The sequence below is a fragment of the Pedobacter sp. Bi27 genome, from assembly GCF_918698255.1.
In the GTDB taxonomy this organism is placed as follows: domain Bacteria; phylum Bacteroidota; class Bacteroidia; order Sphingobacteriales; family Sphingobacteriaceae; genus Pedobacter.
In genome coordinates this window covers 121,125-143,806 of the sequence record NZ_CAKKMW010000007.1, presented here as the reverse complement: position 1 = coordinate 143,806, position 22,682 = coordinate 121,125, and the positions used below count along the sequence as shown (strand labels likewise).

General features: G+C 36.9%; 14 protein-coding genes. 4 read left to right on the top strand and 10 right to left on the bottom strand.

Annotation, left to right across the window (positions count from 1 at the left end; all coding sequences use genetic code 11):
- Position 1 precedes the first annotated feature (1 nt).
- The 4 genes from LQ227_RS21395 to LQ227_RS21380 all read right to left on the bottom strand — a co-directional run bounded on the left by LQ227_RS21395 (position 2) and on the right by LQ227_RS21380 (position 5,240).
- Positions 2 to 3,559: a PKD domain-containing protein gene (locus tag LQ227_RS21395; RefSeq protein ID WP_230151014.1), complete on the bottom strand. Its 3,558-nt coding sequence runs from the start codon at positions 3,557 to 3,559 to the stop codon at positions 2 to 4.
- Positions 3,560 to 3,806: 247 nt separating this feature from the next.
- A complete protein-coding gene (locus LQ227_RS21390; RefSeq protein ID WP_230151011.1) occupies positions 3,807 to 4,019 on the bottom strand; it encodes a hypothetical protein in 213 nt (70 codons plus the stop codon).
- Between the two features lie 57 nt (positions 4,020 to 4,076).
- Positions 4,077 to 4,217, bottom strand: coding sequence for a twin-arginine translocase TatA/TatE family subunit (locus tag LQ227_RS21385; protein ID WP_083505447.1), 141 nt, complete (start codon positions 4,215 to 4,217; stop codon positions 4,077 to 4,079).
- A 168-nt stretch (positions 4,218 to 4,385) separates the two neighbouring features.
- A complete protein-coding gene (locus LQ227_RS21380; protein ID WP_230146065.1) occupies positions 4,386 to 5,240 on the bottom strand; it encodes an HD domain-containing protein in 855 nt (284 codons plus the stop codon).
- Positions 5,241 to 5,465: 225 nt separating this feature from the next.
- Between LQ227_RS21380 and LQ227_RS21375 the strand changes: the two genes are divergently transcribed.
- Positions 5,466 to 6,119 (top strand): TetR family transcriptional regulator C-terminal domain-containing protein, encoded by a 654-nt coding sequence (locus LQ227_RS21375; RefSeq protein ID WP_230146066.1) that lies wholly within the window; start codon positions 5,466 to 5,468, stop codon positions 6,117 to 6,119.
- Positions 6,120 to 6,126: 7 nt separating this feature from the next.
- On the top strand, positions 6,127 to 7,431 hold the full coding sequence (locus LQ227_RS21370) for an AarF/ABC1/UbiB kinase family protein (RefSeq protein ID WP_230146067.1): 1,305 nt from the start codon (positions 6,127 to 6,129) through the stop codon (positions 7,429 to 7,431).
- 263 nt (positions 7,432 to 7,694) lie between these two features.
- Here the strand turns inward: LQ227_RS21370 and LQ227_RS21365 are convergent, their stop codons facing one another.
- Entirely contained in the window at positions 7,695 to 8,051 is a 357-nt protein-coding gene (locus tag LQ227_RS21365) for a two-component system response regulator (RefSeq protein ID WP_230146068.1), read from the bottom strand.
- 271 nt (positions 8,052 to 8,322) lie between these two features.
- Here LQ227_RS21365 and LQ227_RS21360 point away from each other — a divergent pair, with 271 nt between their 5' ends.
- On the top strand, positions 8,323 to 8,925 hold the full coding sequence (locus LQ227_RS21360) for a GIN domain-containing protein (RefSeq protein ID WP_230151009.1): 603 nt from the start codon (positions 8,323 to 8,325) through the stop codon (positions 8,923 to 8,925).
- 256 nt (positions 8,926 to 9,181) lie between these two features.
- Here LQ227_RS21360 and LQ227_RS21355 read toward each other — a convergent pair whose 3' ends face one another.
- The 5 genes from LQ227_RS21355 to LQ227_RS21335 all read right to left on the bottom strand — a co-directional run bounded on the left by LQ227_RS21355 (position 9,182) and on the right by LQ227_RS21335 (position 19,872).
- On the bottom strand, positions 9,182 to 11,608 hold the full coding sequence (locus LQ227_RS21355; protein ID WP_215128405.1) for a GAF domain-containing protein: 2,427 nt from the start codon (positions 11,606 to 11,608) through the stop codon (positions 9,182 to 9,184).
- A gap of 141 nt (positions 11,609 to 11,749) precedes the next feature.
- Positions 11,750 to 15,352, bottom strand: coding sequence for a BamA/TamA family outer membrane protein (locus LQ227_RS21350; RefSeq protein ID WP_230151006.1), 3,603 nt, complete (start codon positions 15,350 to 15,352; stop codon positions 11,750 to 11,752).
- Positions 15,353 to 15,510: 158 nt separating this feature from the next.
- The gene (locus LQ227_RS21345; RefSeq protein ID WP_230151004.1) at positions 15,511 to 16,416 is read right to left on the bottom strand and encodes an SdiA-regulated domain-containing protein; all 906 of its coding nucleotides are present in this window, start codon (positions 16,414 to 16,416) and stop codon (positions 15,511 to 15,513) included.
- Between the two features lie 190 nt (positions 16,417 to 16,606).
- The gene (ppk1, locus tag LQ227_RS21340) at positions 16,607 to 18,646 is read right to left on the bottom strand and encodes a polyphosphate kinase 1 (protein WP_230146072.1); all 2,040 of its coding nucleotides are present in this window, start codon (positions 18,644 to 18,646) and stop codon (positions 16,607 to 16,609) included.
- Entirely contained in the window at positions 18,646 to 19,872 is a 1,227-nt protein-coding gene (locus LQ227_RS21335) for a Pycsar system effector family protein (RefSeq protein WP_230146073.1), read from the bottom strand. The genes ppk1 and LQ227_RS21335 overlap by 1 nt, the downstream gene beginning before the upstream one ends.
- Before the next feature lie 496 nt (positions 19,873 to 20,368).
- Between LQ227_RS21335 and LQ227_RS21330 the strand changes: the two genes are divergently transcribed.
- Positions 20,369 to 22,552, top strand: a complete 2,184-nt coding sequence (locus tag LQ227_RS21330; RefSeq protein WP_230146074.1) for an alpha-galactosidase — start codon at positions 20,369 to 20,371, stop codon at positions 22,550 to 22,552.
- Positions 22,553 to 22,682 lie beyond the last annotated feature (130 nt).

The following is a 22,682-nucleotide window of genomic DNA, read 5'->3' as shown; positions in this document are numbered from 1 at the left end:
TTTATCTGATTATAGTGAGCGGGCCAGTTATTGTTTTTCGTCCGTTACGCGGGTTGATAATATAATAATAAACACCTACCGGAAGCGGTTCATTTCGGTAATTCCCATCAAAAGGAATTTTATATCCAGTGCTAAAAAACACCCTGTTTCCATTTCTGTTAAAAATTTCGACGGTAGCATTTGGATAAGAGTCTAAATATTTAATGATCCAGGTATCGTTTACATTATCGCCATTTGGCGTAAAGGTATTAGGTGGATTTAATACTTGCAAAACTTTTACCAATACCGTCGATGTTGTGGCGCATCCGTCAGGCTGTGTGGTTGCTGTAAGCGTATACTCAGTATCGTTATCTGGTGATGCAATTGGATTTAATACATCCGTTTTATTCAAACCTGTTGCAGGCGACCAATTATATTTCAAATTAGTACCTTCTGCAGTGGCGGGGATCTCGATCTGTCCGCCTGCCAGGATATAAATTAATGTACCTGCATTGGCCACAGGAGATTTATATACCTCAATTGTATTGGCAATGGAACTAGGACAACCATTACTCCCCGTAAATGTATAAGTGATGGTATGCGGCCCAAGCCCTGCAATTTTCGGATTAAAAGTACCATCTTCCTTTATGCCATCTCCAGAATATTTGCCATCACCTCCGGTCACCTCTTCTTCAGCTTTCTGTTTTGCCTGTGTAATTAAAACGGTGCCATCGGCCTCGCAAACCGGAGCCATATCATCAAACACCAATTGTGGTACTGGTTTTAAGATAAGTGTTTTATCCGAAAATTTAGAACAATTTTCTCCTGAATAAGCCACAAGCCTGATGTTGAATGTACGATCTGCGGTGCCACCAAAACTGTCGTACTTAAGAACAAAAACTTCGTTATTATCCGGATAAGGGATTGTTTTATAAATGGAAGTTTCCCTACCAAAATCTCTGTAAATCTCGATTTTTGTAATGTTGCCTGTAAATACAGTAGACATATTTTTGATCATGATATCCTCGCTCACACAGCTATGGTCGTTAATAATTTCAAAATCTGCTGTTTTAACATCACCGTTAACGGTAAACTGTTTTGGCCTAAAGCTTTCGCAACCATCCGGGTTCTTCACAATCAGCGTTACATTATAATTTCCTGTGGCTGTCGGCGTAAAAGCACCATCGACACCCGTTGTAGTGGCTATTACATTATTGTTATTATCCATGTATTGCCATACAAAAGTTAAACCGGTTGTACTTCCGTCTGCATTCTTGGAGGTATTTTTAAATCTGGCCACGCCATCGGCTAAACAAAAATCAGGAAGTTCGAAATCAGCAGATTGTGGATCAATTACGGTTACAATTTTACTTTTCACTAAACTTACACATCCGTTATCACTTTCTGTCGTTAGTGTAATGGTATAAGAACCAATAGCACCGTATTGATGGATGGGGTGCTGTTCAGTAGAAGGCGTACTTCCATCCCCAAAATCCCAGGTCCACTTCACAATAGTTCCGGGGCTTTCAATCGTTGATTTTTCGGTTAAAATTATCGGTCTGCCTACACATAAACCTTTCACATCAAAATCGGATACAGGCTGAGGATTAATCACGATTGGAAATGCGGAAGATGTTCCTGAACATTTCGAATCTGTTGTAGCGGTTAAAACTACATTATAAGCACCTGGGCGATCGTAAACATGAATAGGGTTCTGTTCAGTAGATGTTTTTTCGTCACCAAAATCCCATAACCATTGTGTAATGCTCCTCGAATTTGAATTGGATGCACTTGTGTCGGTAAATTGAACACCATTGGATTGGCAACCAGTGGCTGGTAATTCGAATGCCGCTGTAGGTTGATTATCAACTGAAAAATCAATGATCAATTCTTCTGTATTACCACAATTATCTGCGTTGGGCTTAGTGGCAATTACTTTAAACTGATAATCGCCAGGATTGGGATAATTCAGGTCGTTAGGATACTTATAAGTGTAATACGTATTATTATCATTTGGCCTCGTAAAGGTCTTTATTGCCACCGGATTATCATCCGTAAAGTTTGCCGCTCCCTCAATCACCCAATCTATTTTAATGGCCTGATAGGGCAAGTTTATAGTTAAACTGATGGGCTCCCCTAAACAACCGCTGCTAATGGGTTGTCCCGTAACCATACTGGTAGGCTGAAAAGTAAAGTTCTGAATATTTGCACCAGCTAAGTACGCATAAGATTCTACCGGCCCATAACCGTATGAAATCGCCGAAAAACCACCTGCTGCAGATAATCTGTGCTGGGGCTGCGTATTGGTTACATCAATTACAGCATAACTAAAAGTGTTATCAATAGCTATAAAATTATTCACCGGATTCCCATCCAGTCTGAACGAAGCTATATCTGCTGTTTTAATAATTACATTCAGGTAGTATTTCAAGATCTGGGTAGGCACTCCTACTGATCCCAAATCCGAGAAAACCGTAATATTATTTAGTGTCTGCTCTACAGGATTAAGCACCGTTATTTCAGGGTCACCCGGAAATTGATATTGGTTGGTATTGCTGCCATTGTTTAGATTACAAGTTTGAGAAGTCTGGTATTGTGCCACAGCAATTGGTTTAGAACCAGAAATTACATTTGCTGAAGTAGAGAAAAAGGTAACTACCACTCCCTTATTATATGGATTAGAAAGCGGGGTTCCATTGGCGCTAGTAGTACTCCCATTAACGGTTAATATAGTATTATCGTCAGCTACAATTATCCTCACAATATCGGTATTACCATGAAGTGTATTATAAAAAGGTGCAGTTACAAAATTTTTTCCCCATGCAGAAACTGGAAAAACCTGCTGATACAGGTTATCGCCACCACCCGGATTGCGGCTATTACCTTCATTGCAAAATGCTGCCCAGGTATTACCTGTAAATACGGCTACAGGATTACAGTTTAAGGCTTTAATGTGGCTTCCTGTTAAATCACCAACTGATTGATATTGATAAACATCCCCACTATCCAACTTAATGGTAAATGTCGTATTTGCCGCCCTTCCCCCATATCTCTCGTTTTGTTTAGGGGTAATTTCGACATCTGTATTATCAACCGTCGCCACAATTGTAAATTGTGAAAAGCCTTGTTGATTTCCATGGTTTTCATAGCTAAAAGCATAATATTCTTGTCCTAAAGTATTGGTAGGCAATACTAAAGTACCTCCCGTACGGGCATTATTAGAAATAATGCTATACAATGATATTGCTTTAGTGGTAACCACGTGAATGGCTTTATTGGATTCTATTAAATTGGAGCTACTCATTAATACTGCATAATCATTTGGATTGATCACAAATGGTAAACAGGTATTGGCAGGTACTGTAGCGCCTGCCGGAGAAATTAAAGTATTACCGACATAAACTTTATATTCAGTAGCCTGATCTGCAGATAAAAATAAGGTTAACCTTGACCTATCCCCATCGATATGGCCGGCATAAGGAACATAAAAATCTTTTCCCTTATTTGATGTGTTTTGAGCAAAAGATAAAGATGTTGCAAAAAGCAAGATAAGCAAAACCAATAACCAATGCCTGCTCATTACCTATCAGTTTAATTTGAAAACGTTATACATGTTTGTTTGATTAGATATGCAATATACTATTAATCAAATCACAAGAAAAAACAATTGGTAGAATTTTAACAATTTAAGCGGAAAAAATCACCTTTCGTGTAATAAACCACGGCAGTGGTGTAAAAAAGTTTTACATAAATGTATAATTCTTATGAGAAGAATTAATAAGATAAAACCAAAAAGCCACTATTAAAAGTGGCTAAATGATAAAAATTCAGTTACTACCCTGATCTGACTGATCACCGCTACCGTATTTTGCGGAGAAATCTTTGGCTTTTTCGTCTGCAGCATTATCGTTATGCTCTTCAGGCTCCAGGTTTTCATCTAATCGGTCATTCCAATCATTTATTCCTTTAACCGGATGTTTTGCATTTTCTGCTGTAAAATCGGATTTTGATTTAGCCAGATCTTGTTTTTGATTTTCCATGTTGGCGTTTATTTTAGTTAAAACAGCGCCACTAACAGAAAGTTTTGTTTGTTGCAATTATTTAACCGGAGGTTCGTCTTTGGCATCTTTAAATTCTTTCACACTTCTCCCTATTCCCCTCATCAATTCAGGTAATTTTTTGCCACCAAAAATAAGCAGAATAACCACTCCTATTAAAATAATTTCTATTGCAGACATATCTTTATATTTTTCACAATATACGAATAGTTTTATCGGTTAATTTGTTCATTGTTCATTAGTTCTTTATGTGCGCAAGAAGATTCTGACCCCAAATATTCGGGACAGGAAGACGGAACTAAAGATACTAATGCTTGCCGCCATCCCCTTAACATCAACTGCCTACTGTTACACCAACAAAGCATTCAAAGTTCTTGTTTTTATCTTTGGCACCGCTCCATGACGCATAAATTCGGCGAAACCTTTTAACTGTTTGATTGATTTAATGGCTTCATATCCTTCATAAGAAGTTCTGATTTTGTTTAGCAACATGGTATCTGTTTTAAACATATCACTTTCAACCAACACCCCTTTATTCAGAAATTTCTTAATTAATTCGGCCATTTTGCCGTTGGCGTAAAGGTGAAGCGGTAGTTTAAACACGTCATTATTCAGTTTTTCAAAAGCTTCATTAATCCAAGCCACCTCAGTTTCTGCATTCACCGCTATTTTCCCATCCTTCAACACAATGGAAGTCAAAAACTCGCGGGCACGCTGACGGGAAATTACCCCACCATGAATACCGTCACGCAAAGTGTAGTCCAAACGATCGGCACAGAGCCCTGGCAGTGGCTGTTCTAAAATATCAAACGTACCATACAGAATCTGGTTAACATTGTATCCATAATTCAACAGCACATCAGGCACTTCCGATCTGCATAAAACTTCAGCGAAAACCTTTTCATGATAGTCTTCATCTGTATTGTCGAAAACATAATCGCCCACATGAGAAAAAGCGGTATGCGAAATATCGTGTAGCAACCCCGCAATTTGTTCCAGTTCCGAACCACCAAGCATCCTGATCAACATGGTAACTCCTATGGCATGCTCCAACCGCGAATGGCAGATATCTGGATTGACCAAAAATATAGCACCGCTTTGATGAATTCCGCCTAACCTTTTTAAAGCATCGGTATTTAACAGATCAGAAAATACCATTGGCAGTTCCATTTTGCCATATAAAAAATCGTTTACCTGGATCATCTTGCTTTATTTAGTTATAAGGAATAATTAAAAACAAAAATACTAATTATTTTAGTTTTTTAATAAAAAAATATCAACAATATAATTTGGAAAAAACTAAAATAATTAGTCAAAAACCAACTTTCAAATATTTTGAAAGCTATTATTACAATTTCATGATCAACAAAAAACCAACTATAAAAACAAGCCAATAAATTAAACGTTATACTTGTAAAAAACAGGTATATGGCAACTGCTCAGCAAATTAGAAAAGCATATTTAGATTATGTTTTAACAAACAATGAAAAACCAAAATCGGTTTATGTTTTTGTGAAAAAGCTTAAAATTGCGGAAGCCGATTTTTATCAGTTTTTCTCTTCTTTTGAAAGCATTGAAAAAACAATCTGGTTCGAACTTACTTTCGAAACCATTAACAAAATTAAAGAGCAGGAAGTTTGGCCCCAGTACACAGCTAGGGAAAAAATGCTTTCTTTCTTTTACAGTTACCTCGAAAACCTGAAGAACGAACGCAGTTTTGTAATTTACAGCTTAAAGAATCACCGTGGTAAATTTTCCACTCCTGATGTACTTGCTGGCGTAAAACCTATTTTCGAAAACTTTGCACAAGAAATTATTGAAGAAGGTTTAGATAGCGGGGAGCTTGCCGAGCGCCGCTTTCTAAGTAAAAGATACAAAGATGCCTTATGGATCCAGTTTGCATTTATTGTTAATTTTTGGATCAACGATGATAGTGAAGGTTTCGAAAAAAGCGATGAGGCCATCGAAAAAGGCATTAATGTAACTTTCGATCTTTTTCAGCATTCGCCAATTGATAATTTATTGGAATACGGGAAGTTTTTAACCAGGAATGGGAAGTTTGCAGAAAAGATGAGGTTTTAAATACCAGATGAAGACACAAAAAAGTATTCCAACAACAAAGGTAGAACGTTCGGCAAAATTTGTTAAAACAGGTATTCAGATCGGGGGCAATTACATTAAACATTATTCGAAAAAACTGTTTAACCCTGAAATGGACCGAGAACAGCTTAACGAGGACAATGCAACCGACATCTATAAATCGCTGAGCGAATTAAAGGGCAGTGCCTTAAAAATCGCACAGATGTTAAGTATGGATAAGAATATCCTGCCTAAATCTTACGTTGATAAATTTACCCAATCTCAATACAATGCTCCACCCCTTTCAGGTCCGTTAATTGTTAGAACTTTCACCAAAAATTTCGGTAAAACACCTGAAAATATTTTCGATAGTTTTAACTTAAGCTCCAGCAATGCAGCTTCTATTGGACAGGTGCATCAAGCGATGCTTAATGGTAAAAAACTCGCCATTAAAATTCAATACCCTGGTGTTGGAGACAGTATTTCTTCTGATCTGAAACTGGTAAAACCTTTCGCTTTCCGTTTATTGGGCATGTCGGAAAGAGAATTGAATATCTATATTAAAGAAGTTGAAGAACGTTTGCTCGAAGAAACAGATTACGAACTGGAAGTTAAACGTTCTATCGAATTTTCAGAAGCCTGTAAAAACCTCGATCATGTTGTATTTCCAAAGTACTATCCAGAATTATCAGGAAAGCGGATCATTACCATGGACTGGATTGATGGTTTGCATTTAAAAGAATTTTTACAAACGAATCCTTCTCAGGAATTACGTAATAAAATCGGACAGGCGCTGTGGGATTTCTATAATTTCCAACAGCATGAGCTAAGGGCTGTGCATGCAGATCCACATCCTGGAAATTTTATGATTACGCCTGATGAAAACCTTGGCGTAATAGATTTTGGCTGTATTAAAGAAATGCCTGATGATTTCTATTACCCGTTTTTCGCCTTAATTTCTACTGATGTAATTAATGATAAAAATAAAACGATAGATGCATTTAGAAAACTGGATATGATCCATGCCGACGATTCTCCTGAGCAGATTGAGTTTTACCATAAATCGTATAGGGAGATGATCAGTCTGTTTGCCAAACCCTATACCAGTAAATTTTTCGATTTTAGTAAACCTGATTTTTTTGAGCAACTGTATGTCTATGGCGAAAAAATTTCTAAAATGCCAGAATTTAAACAGGCCCGCGGCGTAAAACATTTTATTTATGTTAACCGGACTAATTTTGGGCTGTATACGATATTACATGAATTAAAAGCAACGGTTAAAACAGATACATTTAAGCCTAATATCAATGTGTAAACACATCATTTCTACAGCGCAGAGGAATAATCTATAAGTTATTTGAATATTGGTTCCTCATTGCGTGATCAATACTGACCATTAAGAAATTAAGAACATTAAGATTTTATCTATGATGCTGTAGAGGAAGTGATCCCTCAAGAAAAATCCGTCATTTCGAGCGTAGCCGAGAAATCTGATAGTTGTTATAAAATAATTTTAATGATTTCTCCATTCCGTTGCACTCCAGTCGAAATGACGACTGTTCGATTGTATAAGAAAATCTAGCTGTTTTTCTTCACTACTTCAACCATATGATCGAGATCAAACGGTTTTTCGATATAGTCATCGGCTTTGCATTCTTCTGCCTGCTGAGGTAAATTATTTGATGTAGAAGTTAACACAGCCGATACATCTTCTGTTTCAGGGTCAGATTTAAGTTCTTTAATCACCTGTGATCCTCTCTTTTTTCCCTTAATGTGATCATCTACAATCACTACATCAGGTTCAATTTCATCTATTTTATCTATAGGCTCGGTTGTCAATGATGCCGTAACATCAAATCCCTCCTCTTCCAATACATGGTCCATTATATCAAGGATATCTTTATTATCCTGAACAAGCACAACCTTTTTCTTCATAAATAAACAGACTAAAATTCTCATTAAATATAAAGAAAAAGACTAGATCAATAAAAGATCTTAAAATATTTTACAAATGCTTGGTAAAAGTTTCAAGTTTTCGTCTTGAATTAATGCCTGTTCGTCGAGTATTAACTATCGATTGTATAAAAACGCAACATTGCCTGCAACGTTTTTCATTTCACTGCGTCTTATCATCAAAACTATAACAAAAAAGACTTAAACATTTAAATAACAATTAATTAACATTTAATTATTAAATGAAAATATTATGAAAACCTCAATCAAAACCCTAATCGCCACTTCATTAACCGCAATCGTTCTATCATCAGCTCTGTTTACTACAAGCGTTTCTGCAACAGAAAAAGAGCCGGATGCAATTTTAAAAATATCAGCTTTTAAAAGAATTTCTGTAAAAGGAAATGTAGAAGTAACCATTATCCAGCGGAGTAACCCAGGCATTTCTTATACTGATGATAATACAGGAACAGCAAAAGTGATGCAGGATGGTGATAATTTAAAAATCACTTCAACCAGTACTGAAAAAGCAAAACTAACTGTTTATGTAAACGATTTTTACAGAATAGAAGCATCAGAAAATGCAATTGTTAAAACTGAAGGAAAACTAAAAACTAAATATCTTCAGATCTTTTTAAAAGGAAATGCACATGCCGAAATCAATACCAGCTCAGAGGGTTTGTACACTGTAATTGCCGATAATGCAGATTTAAAATTAAGTGGTTCAACTGATCAACATACTTTGGTTATGGGTAAATCACAAAAATTAACCATCGATAGATTTGCTGCTTTAAAAACGAACATCAGCTCTGTAGAAACTTTTGCAATTGAAAAAGAAATTGCTGCAATCAAATAATATAAAACACACAAATGAAATAAGGCTTTCTGATCTGATCAGAAAGCCTTTTGTTATTAAACATAATATAGTACAAACTTCTAAGGAGGCTTTATCATAAATATAGGTTGCCATCCTGTCCAAAGGACTCCTACGGAGAACCTGTCGAAGGACCTGTTTAAATGCTCCGCAAGGCGTTTCGAAAGCTCAACGTGACAAGTTCGAATGGAATCAATATGATACTGCCTTTAACTTGTAGCGTCGCTGACCTGTAGTTTTAGTGCTGTAACACTTTCGCAATTTCCTTCTCGATGGATTTGATCTCTTTAGGTTTAAGTTTTTTAGCAGCATCTGTTTTACCTGCTACTTTACTTTCCAGATATTTTACGCCTACCCTTAAAGCTTTTAACCCAGAAACACCTTGAAGTTCATCTAGTTCAAGCTGCTCTAAATCGTCGTTTAAATAGCCTTGAACCTGCATATATTTAATGTACTCCATATATTCTTTGGCTTCTTCAGGATTGAAATAAACCATTGCGATTTTATGGGGCTGTGTTAAACGTTCGGTTGTACCTTTAACCAATACTTTATCGATACGTTTTTTAACTACTTCGTAACGGATGTTGTAAGCACCTTCTACATCAAAACGGCGTTCATCGTTCCTAAAGCTAATATCAATTGCATTAGAGTGGATAAAGATCAGCTGTGTGGTTTCTAATGCACGGGGCATTTCACCAATTAATCCTTTCGATAAACGCGCGATATCGACCATTGAAGTTAACTGCCATAAACGAATATTTTTGAGATACAACAAATCAAATGGGCGATCTGGTGCAATTTCCTGTCCGATGTAAATATCGTACTCCACGCCATCAGTCCTGAATTTGGCAAAATAACAAGGGTACGAAGCCTGTAAATTAGCCTGCGATTTCTCCAGGTACTGACTCACTTCGGTATTGATCAGCTGCATCGAAATTTCCAACTGCCTGCGATTTGCAAATGCAGCACCGGTTTCCGGAACAATAACTTCGAAATAACGATCTACAAACTCAGCTGTTATCGGGTAGTTTCCTTTTATAATTGATAAGAAAGGGTAAACTTCGATTTCTAAAAACTCGTTCAGTTTATTTTCTTCGTTTGATGAAGCAAAATCGCCGATGCGTTTAATCCAATCTTTACAATTGAACAATAGTTTATCGGTAAGTTCTAGAGAAACATGCTTACGGATAGCCTTTAAAGTATCAATTAAACTGTTTAACTGTACTTCCATATCATCTTTTAAAGCTTTATTCCGCTCTATGGTAGAATTACGGATATCAATTGCACCAAACAGCGGATACATATGTTTAAAGGTGATCGTTTCGATTTCCTTTAATTTATGGTAACTGTTATTCTGCTGAAGAAAATGCCAAACAGCTTCGTTAAACTTCCATTGTACCGATGGTTGCAAGGCGGTAAACTTATCCATCAACACTTCGTCCATTTTAGCATCAAATTCTTCAATACTGTATTGGAAAAGCTGACCGATTAAAGGCATCGCCGGACGTAACCTCGATAAAAGTTTATCATCAACCAATACTTCCTCGCTAGAATAAACTTCTAAAACACCAGCCAACTGCGTATTGTAGTAAACAGGCAGTACGGAGTAAGAACAAACACCGGCAGCTTTTAAAACCCTCAAAAAAGGATCTTTATCGATCTGATCGTCGTTAATTGAGCTTACAAAAATGGCCCTTGGGTTTTCTTTATACTTATCAACCAACGAATAGAAAACTTCTTCTTCCAGATTGGATGATTTTGCCGAATTAATCAGCATACTTTGTGAAAACTCCTGGTTATCGAAAACCAACTTATTGTTAACGGTTAAAAAAGGCATTAAACCAAATTCGAGTTTTCCGTTTCCACTAAGGGTTTTTAAGGCATGGATTACATGTGTATAGGCTTCGGTTTGATAATTGTGATTAACAAGCGCATCGCGGATACCATCTATAGCATGTTGCAAGGTCACATCTGTTATTGAGATGATGCTGAATCCTTCAAAGTGAAAATCTTGTAAAGGCAGGTGCTTTACCAGGTATTCCAGTTCGGTTTCGTCTTGAAAATGCTTGCCCAGTTCTTCAAAATTAAGTTCAGGTAAATCGCCCTTATGCATAATATCTACAAACTTCGTATCGGTTTGGATATTGTAGTATTGTGTCAGTTTTGTTTCCTGATTAATATGAGCATAAATGATCTCATTTTTCAGCACTGAAGTAAAGTTATAAAAACGGCCTAAAATAACATTGTAGATAAACTTTAGTTGTTTTTTCTCAATAGGCTCGTTGTCTTTCGTTACCTTATTTTTAGGATCATGATCCTTAAAAAATTTATAGAATGCATTGGTGCTAAAGAAAATCTGATCTGGAATTGGCGTACTTAAAGCCCAAAACAAATCATCTTCATTATCCATTAAAGGGGTTAGGATTGTAAAAATTAATTCTAAGGTATCTTTATATTGGGATAAATCTTCTGCACTGATGTTGCCAAGCAGCACATCGTCTTTTTCAATTTTTTGAAGTAAAAACCTGTAAAATTCAGATTTTACCGATTTTTCTGTTTTCAATCTGCCTTTTAAATATTCCACAAGTGGGCGGAAAGACAGAGATGATTCTACCTGGCAATGTATACATTCGTTTTTATGTAGTTGTATTACATTGGTATTCATTGTATAAGTTTTGCTATAGTGTAAATTTTATAGTTATCTATTTAATTATTAATTCATTGCAAAGATACATACTCGTTAAAGCAATGTTCGTCTGCTGAACGTAATACTTGGATATTACATCTATTAATATGTTACACAAATTTAGTACCTAAAATTAAGCGATACGTATGGATACCAGCCATCAGACGAGTGTCCCATCACAAAACGCACAACTGTAAGTGATGCCGGAGCGAAGTAAACGCCCCCTCCTACACCGTGGTGCCATAATGTAGAAGTTTCGTCACGTTTCCAAACCCGCCCTACATCATAAAAACCCAGCAGGCCAACTTGTCCGGGTAAAACATAACTAACCAGGTCGCCAAGTTTGGCCCTAAGCTCCAAGTTGTTATAAAAAGTATGTTCGCCGGCAAACCTAAACTGGCGGTAACCTAAGAGATTACCTTGCCCGCCCAGATATAAAGCCTGATAAAAAGCTGGTTTACCAATGGTTACCCCTCCGCCAAAACGATCTGCCAGAATGAAGTTTTTCCTGCCATCAAGGTTTTTGTACAAGGCTATACTGGCCGTAAACTGTCCGTAAGAATTTGAATATCTGTTAACGCCTTTATAACCCAAAATTTTAAAATCAACATAACTGCCCAAGGTTGGTAACAAATCATTATCGCGGGTATTGTTGGTGAAATTTACAAATGCACCTGCAAACATCTTTTCGTTTCGTACCGTTATTGAATCAGATGAATGTAAGCGTGATGGATTTTCGATAAAACGGCCATCGTTATCTTCCTGATTATATTTATAATATTGATATGACGGGCCAACGCTAAAGGTAGATTTCGGGCGGCGCCACCTGATTGAAGCATCAACCTGATAAAGGTTGAAACGTGCGCGGTAGTACCTAATGTTGTCTCCATCATTGAAAGGTGTTTCGTTGCCCAAGCCAAAGAAATTTTGTGTGTTATTTGGTGCAAAAGCATCGGCTTTTAAAACAAAATCGCCCTTACCTAAAGCTTTTAGCCATTCGCCTTTATAGTTAAACCTAAAAGCTTTTGTAGAGAATGAATGTAAAAAAGAAATAGTCTGCGAATTGCCATAAGGCTGTTTTCTGAAACCAGGATTAGTTTGTTTGTAGATCAAACCCAATAAAAGGCCATCATCTTGATTGTAACCTGCATTTAACAACCACGAACTCCGGCGGTACATATCTTTTGGTATATAACTGAAGTTCGAGGTATCATTAGAAATAATTTTCCTTATTTTATTGGCATCCTCTCCATTGTAAGTTGCTTTATCGGTTCTACCGTATAACTTTACAGATCCGTTGCTGTTTGCAAAATTGTAAACTTTAGCGCCCTTGCCCCCGATAATCCGCAATTTAATATTTGAATTTTTATTGTTTAGAATCAAGCTGTCATTACCATTGTGCATGTACACCCTGATTTCTTTGGTTACTTTGGGATCGAATTTCCGATCGAAGAGTTCATCTTTGATATTACCTTCTTTAGAAATTTTATTGATTTTAACGCGTAACCCATCGTTTTCAGCATCGGTAATCTGAATCAGTTCATTTTTATTGCTTACTTCGATATCTACAATGCGGTTAAAGAAATGATAATATTGGTTCATTAACTTTGGCAAAGTGGCTATCCGGTTACGCATCTGTGCTAAAAAGGCATCGTGATGTAATGAATAACTTGGTTCAGGGAGTTTTTTTAGTGCTTTTTCGAAAACGGCATCGTTATAGTTTGCGCAGAAATCTTTCACAATTTTATCAAACTCTTCTTCATCAATATTAGCGGTCCAGCGGCTGCTGATTTCTCTTCCTTCCCATAAAAACCAATTGATATTTTTTATACCACGTTCATAACCCTGCATCATGGGTAATAATGACGAAGATTGTGTGTATCGCTGTAAAAGGCCGTCAGATCTGAAAAATACCTGATCGCGATCTCTTGGTACCGGCGAATAAAGCGAACCATCTTTAGTTTTGGTTTCTTTCCAGCGCCATTGGTCTTCATGTCTGTCCCAATCGCCCAATAACACATCAAACGCCCTGGCTTTTACCCAGGCAGGCCCGTCTAATCTATTGTCGTTATCTTCGGTTAGTTTTTTATCCATTTTCGGAGAACTGTCTGATTCTCCTGTGGGTTCTCTTTCTTCGAACAAACACAAAGTATTGGCAAATGCAGATTCAAACTCTCCAAGATTATCATCAGGAGAAACCCAGCCAATAATCGGGTTGCTATGCGCAATACCGCCAGCCTTAGCAAGTTCGGGAACTACCAGTGCCGAAAAGGGATGCTGCGCCGACATGTTATCCTTTATAACATCTTTAGCAAAAGTTTCGCGCAGTGCGGCAGGCAAAAGTACTTCAGGGTATTTCTCCACACTACGCAATACATATTCTTTACCGTTTTTATCTTCTAATCGTAGAGAACGCGATTGATTGCCTCCACCGCGCTGAGTCGCTTTTAAACCACCCATCATTTGAGAAACCCGTAACACAGGAACCTTTGTTTTTGCAGCATATTCTTTACGGTAATTTTCGCCAAAAATAGTACGATGAAAACGCCCAACGCTATCATATTCGGGCTTAATACGTACAAAAATACTATCAGCGGTAATCGGTTTATCTCTATTCCTTATTATTTTAGGGATGGTTTCGAACTTTTTAATGTAACTGTAAACTCTTTTAACGCTCGTATCCGAATAAATGTAATATTCGTAGCGCATATCATTGTTTTTCAACTGATCGGCAACCACGTAGCCCTGCTGCATTTCGTGAAACAAAGAAGTTTTACCCTCTTTATTTGGCGACACCTTTGAACCCGAACCGCTTATAACCTGCAATTGTTTGCCTTTAATCAACTGTAAACCATGCTCATGCCCCGCTACATAGGTTACATTTGGATAATCGCCAAATACACCTGTTACTGATTTAATCATATCCTTATAAGCAGGGTGATTTAAATCTTCAGGACTTAATAAAGTGGAACGCAACATCGGGTAAATAGAGCCCAAAACAGGCAATGGGATATATAGATTTTTATCCAGCGAGGTGAGCGGAAAAATGTGGTTCCTCAAATTGAAATAACCGCCATGTGGGCCGTAACTCTGAAATGGATGATGTGAGGCTAAAAGAATAACCTTGTCTTTGTTCTCTTCGAGTAACTGTTCCATTTTCACTAAAACCTCATCTTTGGTACGGCATTCGCATTCGCCGTTAGGGTTTGATTTATTGTATGGAAAAACCCACCATTCACTATCGTAAGCAATGATGGTTAATTTATCAGTTAATTTAATGGCCACAGGATCAGGGCATCCGTTTTCTGGTATTAGCCTCAGTAATGGATCGTTCTGTGCTTTAAGGAAATCATCCTGCGCTTTGATTTTGGCTAAACCTTTGGGGCCAGATTTATCCCAATCGTGGTTGCCGGGTACAAAATAAACCGCAGCACCCATTTTACGCATAGGCTCGAATTGGGAACGGAGGATTTTCTTGGTTTCTTCCTCTTCAACGCTACCTGGCAGGCCCATCCCTGTTGGATAAATATTATCACCCAAATATATAACGGTTGTTTTTTTGGGAAGTATTTGTTTGGCAGCATTTTTTAAATCCTGCATCTGCGCAGGGTTCATTTCGCCGGCATCGCCAAAAAGAATTACACGATATTTCACATCATCCTGCGCAAGGGCAATGAAGTTGATTAAAAATAAGATGGTAAAAAGGGTAAATCTTTTAATCATAGACTCAGCGTTTGTATAAAGATAGGTATTTTAAAATTTATTTTATTTCTTGAGGATTTTTCCCATTGCACCGTCATGCTGAATTTATTTCAGCATCTATATAGCAGGAAAGATCCTGAAACAAGTTCAGGATGACGGTCGCCAAATGAAAACAGGATTTACTTTTTCAATTTAAACATTAAAATGTTTCCTGCCGATAATGTACCACCTTCGTTAGAGATGTAAAGGTTCTGATCGCGATCAAATGCAATACCTTCTGGTTGATTAAAAAAATCTCCTTTTAGCGGATATGTTGCTTTAATTTTAAAGTTTGCATCAGTAACAACCAATAGTTTATTCATTGATGAAAGCACATACCACTCGTTAGTTGATGGGTTTTTAGCCAAAGCAGAAGGACGGAACTTAATTTTGGCTTCGCCTGATAGGTCAGCTATTTCTTTATAAGACAAGGCAAAAGTTCCACTTTCGGTAAATTTACCATCAGCATATTTAAAGGCATAAATATCCGTCTGATCGCTTTTATTTTTCTTAATTTCTTTAGTTAATACATACATCTGGCCTGTTTTTTCATCAGCAGCTAGTCCTTCATATTCGGCTTTGGGAACCAGGTCTTTGGTTTTAACCACATCTGCAACTTCAGGTTTATTGATCTCGCTAATGGGAAAGCTATGCAGTTCGCCATTACTTTTTAACACAATTACAGTGTTATTTAAGATAGCCAGATCTTCATAATCGCCTTTGCCACCAAATTTGGTAAATTTCGATTCTTTATCGGTTAAACCCAGATGAAACAAATCTCCATCTTCATCCTGAATTGCAAATACTTCTTTAGGATCACCATTATGAAATACAATTCCGGAAATTTCGAATAAATTTTGCGGCATCTTATATTTTACAGGATTGGCTAAATCGTAAGGAAGGTTTGATTTTTCTGCTCCACCATTAAAAACGGTTTCCGTAGAATCACCTTTTTTATCATCGCGATTACCATTTACGCACGAAATGCCCAAAAAGGCAACTGAAATTAGCAAGCTAGAGGCGAGGAAAGTTTTATTGTATTTCATAAGGGTAAAATTTAATGCTTGTTTATTTATTAATCGTTATCTCAACAGCATAGCCGTCATCTCGACCGTAGCGTTACAAAGGAACTCATTTGGAGGAGAGATCTATCAAAGATCATTTTCTATAGATTTCTCCATTCCGTTGCACTCCAGTCGAAATAACGATCGTACGGTGAGGACACAGACCACGGCACTATTTATTTTTTAATAATTGATAAATATCGTATTGAGACTCGACAAGAGCCCCACTACCTTTAACAGGAATATTGTTCATGTTTTCATCTATACAAACCGCCTGTACGTTATCTTGTTTTTGGATTTCGATAATATCTATCATTTCTTGCTTAATCTGCTCGTTATGAATCGGAAAGCAAACTTCAATTCTTCGATAGATATTACGGTTCATCCAATCGGCAGAGCCTAGGTATACATCGTTTTTGCCTAGATTATGAAAAATAAAAACACGTCCGTGCTCTAAATAACGATCTACAATACGGGTAACCTTAATATTTTCGCTCATTCCTGTTACGCCTGGAATTAAGCGACAAATACTCCGGACAATCAGTTCGATCTTTACCCCTGCCTGCGAAGCCTCGTAAAGTTTGTTGATCAATACTTTTTCTTCGAGATTATTCATTTTAATGGTAATACCCGATGGTTTGCCTTGTTTGGCATGTTCAATTTCGCGATCTATCAAGTCAAGAAAAACTTGCTGTAAATTAAACTGTGCTACCAATAAATGATTAAATTTAATCAGGTCCGCAGAAGTAGGTTTAACCCTTTTTGCCAGAAAGATAAAAAGCAGTTCTACCTCGCGCAGCATTTCTTTATTGGCCGTCATTAAAATATGATCGGTATAAAAAGCTGCTGTGCTTTCATTAAAGTTTCCGGTAGAAAACAAACCAGAATAACGCATGCGGTCACCTGTCTGGCGTTTTACCAAAGCTACTTTGGCATGAACTTTTAAAGCGGTTACACTGTAAATAATATCAACGCCAACCTCCTTCATTTTCTTGGCCCATTTGATGTTGTTGGCCTCATCAAAACGGGCTTTAAGCTCTACCAAAACAGTTACTTTTTTACCGTTTTTTGCAGCGCTGATTAAAGCGTTAACAATTTTCGAATCGCTGGCTACACGATAAAGCGTAACATAGATTTCCCGAACCTCAGCATCAATAGCCGCTTCGTTAAAAAAACGCAATACACTATCGTAACTCTGGTAAGGTGTATGCACTATAATATCGTTTTTATAAATGGCCTCGGTTAAAGATCCATCTATGAGGTCGGTATTGCAGATTTTTGGCCAGTTTTGGTTGGATAATTTTGGCGAATTAATTGGAAAACCCATAAAATCTTTCAGGTTATGGTATTGTCCGCCTTCCATCCTATTGGCTTTTTTTAAATTGAAAAGCTTTTTGAGCAATTCGAAAACGTTGGCCGGTATGCCTGGCTGGTGAAGAAAACGTGTAGCCAAGCCCGAATCGCGTTTGAGCAACTGCTTCTCCAATTGTTCGGATAAACTGCCCGAATATTCATCTTTCAAATCAATTTCGGCATCTCTGGTAATTTTGAAGCTATAACATCCTGTAACTTCAGCTTCCGGAAAAATACGGTCTAAATGAAAACGCACGATATCATCCAGAAAAACAATAAAGGTTTCATCACCTGATTCTACCTTATAAAAACGGGGTAACTGGTTGGAAGGAATATTTAAAATAACAACTTCAGCATCTTCTTTCTTTTTTAGCGTAATCAGAAAGTACAGTTCATTATTTGAGGGAAAGAAGTTGGTATCAGCATTAATGTAAACAGGCTGCAAAAAGGCCATTACCTGACTCAAAAAATATCGGGTTATATTTTTCTGAATTTCTGCAGGGAATGGTTGTCCATAAATTAAGTTTATCTTATTCTCTTTAAGCAAGGGAATAAGGTCTGATTTAAGTACCTTACCGTAACGCTGCTGCTGTTCTGAAATAAGCAAATTGGCCGTATTGAGCAAATTATCGTCAATCTGGATATCATTATCTTCCTTATTGCTCAATTTCTCTAAAGCGAGTAACACGGGCATTCTTACACGATAAAACTCATCAAGGTTGGAAGAGAATATCGACAAAAACTTAATGCGTTCTAAAAGTGGAACAGTACTTCGCTCGGCTTCCATTAAAATACGCTCGTTAAACTTTAACCAGCTTAAATCTCTATTAAAAAAAGAGGTTTCAACTATCTGTTCCATTAAAGTTTACCGTAAGCTGCGTAAGCAATTACAAATGCAAATACTGCTGCAATTAAACCAAACATGAAAATATTGTAAGCCAGGCGGATCAGTTTATACTTTCTGCCCAAAACTACACCTTGTGAGTATACATCGGTGATCAAGGTACCATATAAAAAGTCTTTATCGTTCATCACCTTAATCATACCATCGGTATAACTGGGTAGGCTCATTTTATAAAAGTTACCAAAAAACAATAAGTTTACCTTTTTATTATCCATATCTTCCTGAGTGAATTCTCCCTTAGGGATAGCCGGACGGGTTGATAAAATGGAAACCACCACACAGGTTAAACTCACTATTAACAAAATAAATGTGGGAATAATCAGGTTGCCATGGTCTTCCAATCGCCTTAACAATAAACTCACGATCAGGGAAAGCATGATCGAATTTACGGTGATCAGGATATGAGCCTTGTTATCGGCCATGTCACTCAGGCGTTGGTTATTGGCTGAGGTAATCCTAAACATCGTTTCGATCCCTTTATCCGGCCGATCGTCTTTATCCTTTTTCTTTTTATCTTTCTCTTTCTCTTTCTCGATGACAGGGGCAAAGTTTACGGGTTCTGCCAATTCGGTGCTAATTTCTTCCTGCGGTGTTAATTTACTTTTCAGTTTGTTGATATTCTTCTGTTTCTGATCGCTCAGCAACAGGTTGGCATAATCGGTATGGTAGTGATGCGATTCCATAAACTGGATATCTTTTTTACGCCAATCAAGCTTACTGATATCTTTTTTATAAATCAGTTCATTTTCCTTGTGCATCAATTTCCCCTTTGCGCGGAAATCGGGCAAACCTAAATGGAACAGATCTGCATCGCAAATGATTTTATCAATTTCATTTTTAGGGTTCTGAGGAATTTTAGTGGCCAATATTGCACTTTTAACATGGTCACGGATTTCTTGACTGACCTGATGTTTCGCTAAAAAATTATCAGCCAGTTCTGCTCCTTTTGCTTCGTGGTTTAGTGCATCTTCAAAATATCCCGTATCGTGAAAATAGGCCGCAACAGTTACAGAGAAAAAATCCTGTTCATTAAGCTGATAATGATTGGCAATTTGCTGTGCAGCATTTACCACTTCTTGTGTATGTTCCAGGTTATGATAAACCAAGCGTGGATCGTTATGGGTATGGAAGTAATCGCCAACGTGCTTTTCTACATCTTCCTGCAATTTTTTATAGTTCATGAGTGTATTCGGGGTTGCGGTAATTTATTATGACGATGGAAATGCATTTCTTGAAAATGTTTAAAGCTGAAAATTGTACTATTTTTTTTATGATTATAAAATTACGCTAATTTTTTAAAAACAACGCTGATCTCCCCTTAACAATAATAATGCCTTGTTTATTTTACAATTAGATTTAGAAATGATTAAATTTAGCACTATAATCTCCCGCGACCAGGTTATTTCTTGTTAAAAAAAGATTATAATCTGATATAAACAGCACATTTATTAACTCCGGAAAATTCTAATTTGCGCTTATTAGCTTGTAGTTGATAAGCAATAGTATTTTGAGTTGGCACTAATAGCCTGAATGATAGCAATTATGGTATTTATAATTGTTAATACATCTTAGCGCTTAAAAGTTGATTTGCTTATTCTAAAAACTAGCCTCGATTTTACAAAACCAAATATAAAAGATACAAACACCATATACTACTCAAAATTTCCTGAATAAATAATGAAAAGAAAAACTACTTTTTTTTTACTCTCAATGACAATCGGCTTAAACAGCTTAGCGCAAAAAACGATAGAAATTGCTACAAAAAACAATGTACTGATTTTAGAAACAGATCGTGATAACACTTTATTATCGACATACCTGGGCAAAAAATTAGATAATGCAAGCGAATACCCAAGTATACAAGCATTAGATAAATACAAACCCGGCTCTGATGACCTTTTAAATAAACGTGAAGCTTACATTGCTTCCGGCTCGCTTAATTTATTAGAACCGGCATTAACCGTAACCCATGCTGATGGAAACAAATCTACTGTATTAACATTTTCGGATGTAAAAACTGAACAGCTGGATCAGAACAGAAAATTAACCAGTATTATTCTTAAAGACTTAAAATACAACTTTCAGGTTACTTTAAAATACCTGGCCTATTTTAATGAAAATGTAATTGAGCAATGGGCCGAAATTGAACATAAAGAAAAAGGCACAATAGTATTAAACAAATATGCTTCGGCAAATCTTACCCTGAGTGGAAAAAAATTCTTCCTTAAAAACCAATATAGTGGTGCTACACGCGAAATGCGATCGGAAGAACAGCAATTGCTGCATGGCATAAAAACCATCGATTCTAAACTAGGAACCAGAACAAACCTGCTTCATTCTTCTTCGTTTATGGTTTCGATAGATCAGCCTGCAACTGAGGATACGGGCGAAGTAATTGCCGGATCGTTAGCATGGACAGGGAACTTTAAGTTAGATTTTGAAACTTTTGATGAGTATTACCTCAGGATAACGGCCGGGATTAATAATTTTTCTTCGAACTATACTTTAAAGGCTGGCGAAAACTTCATTACTCCCCGCTTTATTTATACCTATTCATCGGCAGGAAAAGGTTTAGCCAGCAGAAATTTACATGATTGGGCCAGAAACTATCAAATATTAGATGGAAAAGGCGAAAGATCTACCATCTTAAACAACTGGGAGACTACTTATTTCGATTTTAATGATGAAAAATTAAACGAATTAACAAAAGATACCAAAAAGCTAGGGGTTGATGTTTTTTTATTGGACGATGGTTGGTTCGGCAACAAATACCCACGTAACGGTTCTACTTCTGGCCTGGGAGATTGGCAGTATAACAAGCAAAAGCTAAAAAATGGAATCAGTTCATTAGGTAAAGAAGCCACAGCAAGCGGTGTAAAATTTGGTATCTGGATCGAGCCCGAAATGGTGAATCCTAAAAGTGAGTTATACGAAAACCATCCCGATTGGATTATCAGACAGCCTGAAAGAAAAGAATATTACATGCGCAACCAGTTGGTGTTGGATTTAACCAACCGCAAGGTTCAGGATTTTATTTACAAAACCGTTGACGATATTTTTAAGGAAGTGCCAGAAGTTGCTTTCATTAAATGGGATTGTAACTCCTTAATATACAACGCCAACTCTCCTACTTTAAAAAATCAGGATCATTTTTATCTTGAATATATCAGGGGATTAAATAGCGTATTGGAGCGGATTAGAAAAAAATACCCTAAAACACCAATGATGCTGTGTGCCGGAGGTGGTTCGAGAGTAGATTATGCTGCACTACAACATTTCACCGAATTTTGGCCTAGCGATAATACCAATCCCTACGACCGCATCTTTATTCAGTGGGAATATTCGTATTATTTCCCTTCTATTGCTGTAGATAACCACATTACCGACATGGGTAAACAGCCTATTAAATTTAAAACAGATGTGGCCATGATGGGAAAACTCGGTTATGATGTACGTGTAAATGAGCTCAGTAAAAATGATTTACTTTTTAGTCAGAATGCCGTTAAAACCTATAATAACTTTAAAGATATTATCTGGCATGGCCAGCAGTACCGTTTGCAGGATCCTTATGAAAATAAAATAGCTTCAATTGCCTACGTAAACGAAGCAAAAGACCAGGCTATCGTTTTTAATTATTATGTGGCCACCCTTTTCACCAATGGTGTAATATTACCTATTAAACTAAAAGGATTGGATCCCACCAAAAAGTATAAAATAGAAGAAATTAATCTGTACCCTGGTGCTAAATCGCCAATTGACAGCACTAAAGTTTACTCTGGCGACTTTTTAATGAAGGTAGGTTTTAATCCAGAAGCCAATGCTTACAGAACCAGCGTGGTTTTAAAGGTACAGGCGATATAAACTGTTAAAAACATAAACTTATGGTATTAAGGGTAGCTTTTCGCCTTCTTTTTTTATAGACCCATAATACATGTTGAAGAAAAAAGGATATTCTAAAAAACAGAATATCCTTTCTATTTAAATTCAATAT

Bases quoted from the DNA above. Each gene is read 5' to 3' on its own strand.
- LQ227_RS21355 (WP_215128405.1), bottom strand. From the start codon at position 11,608: ATGAATACCAATGTAATACAACTACATAAAAACGAATGTATACATTGC.
- LQ227_RS21395 (WP_230151014.1), bottom strand. From the start codon at position 3,559: ATGAGCAGGCATTGGTTATTGGTTTTGCTTATCTTGCTTTTTGCAACA.
- LQ227_RS21335 (WP_230146073.1), bottom strand. From the start codon at position 19,872: ATGAACTATAAAAAATTGCAGGAAGATGTAGAAAAGCACGTTGGCGAT.
- LQ227_RS21370 (WP_230146067.1), top strand. From the start codon at position 6,127: ATGAAGACACAAAAAAGTATTCCAACAACAAAGGTAGAACGTTCGGCA.
- LQ227_RS21330 (WP_230146074.1), top strand. From the start codon at position 20,369: ATGAAAAGAAAAACTACTTTTTTTTTACTCTCAATGACAATCGGCTTA.
- LQ227_RS21345 (WP_230151004.1), bottom strand. From the start codon at position 16,416: ATGAAATACAATAAAACTTTCCTCGCCTCTAGCTTGCTAATTTCAGTT.
- LQ227_RS21390 (WP_230151011.1), bottom strand. From the start codon at position 4,019: ATGGAAAATCAAAAACAAGATCTGGCTAAATCAAAATCCGATTTTACA.
- LQ227_RS21350 (WP_230151006.1), bottom strand. From the start codon at position 15,352: ATGATTAAAAGATTTACCCTTTTTACCATCTTATTTTTAATCAACTTC.
- LQ227_RS21365 (WP_230146068.1), bottom strand. From the start codon at position 8,051: ATGAAGAAAAAGGTTGTGCTTGTTCAGGATAATAAAGATATCCTTGAT.
- LQ227_RS21380 (WP_230146065.1), bottom strand. From the start codon at position 5,240: ATGATCCAGGTAAACGATTTTTTATATGGCAAAATGGAACTGCCAATG.
- LQ227_RS21385 (WP_083505447.1), bottom strand. From the start codon at position 4,217: ATGTCTGCAATAGAAATTATTTTAATAGGAGTGGTTATTCTGCTTATT.
- LQ227_RS21360 (WP_230151009.1), top strand. From the start codon at position 8,323: ATGAAAACCTCAATCAAAACCCTAATCGCCACTTCATTAACCGCAATC.
- LQ227_RS21375 (WP_230146066.1), top strand. From the start codon at position 5,466: ATGGCAACTGCTCAGCAAATTAGAAAAGCATATTTAGATTATGTTTTA.
- ppk1 (WP_230146072.1), bottom strand. From the start codon at position 18,646: ATGGAACAGATAGTTGAAACCTCTTTTTTTAATAGAGATTTAAGCTGG.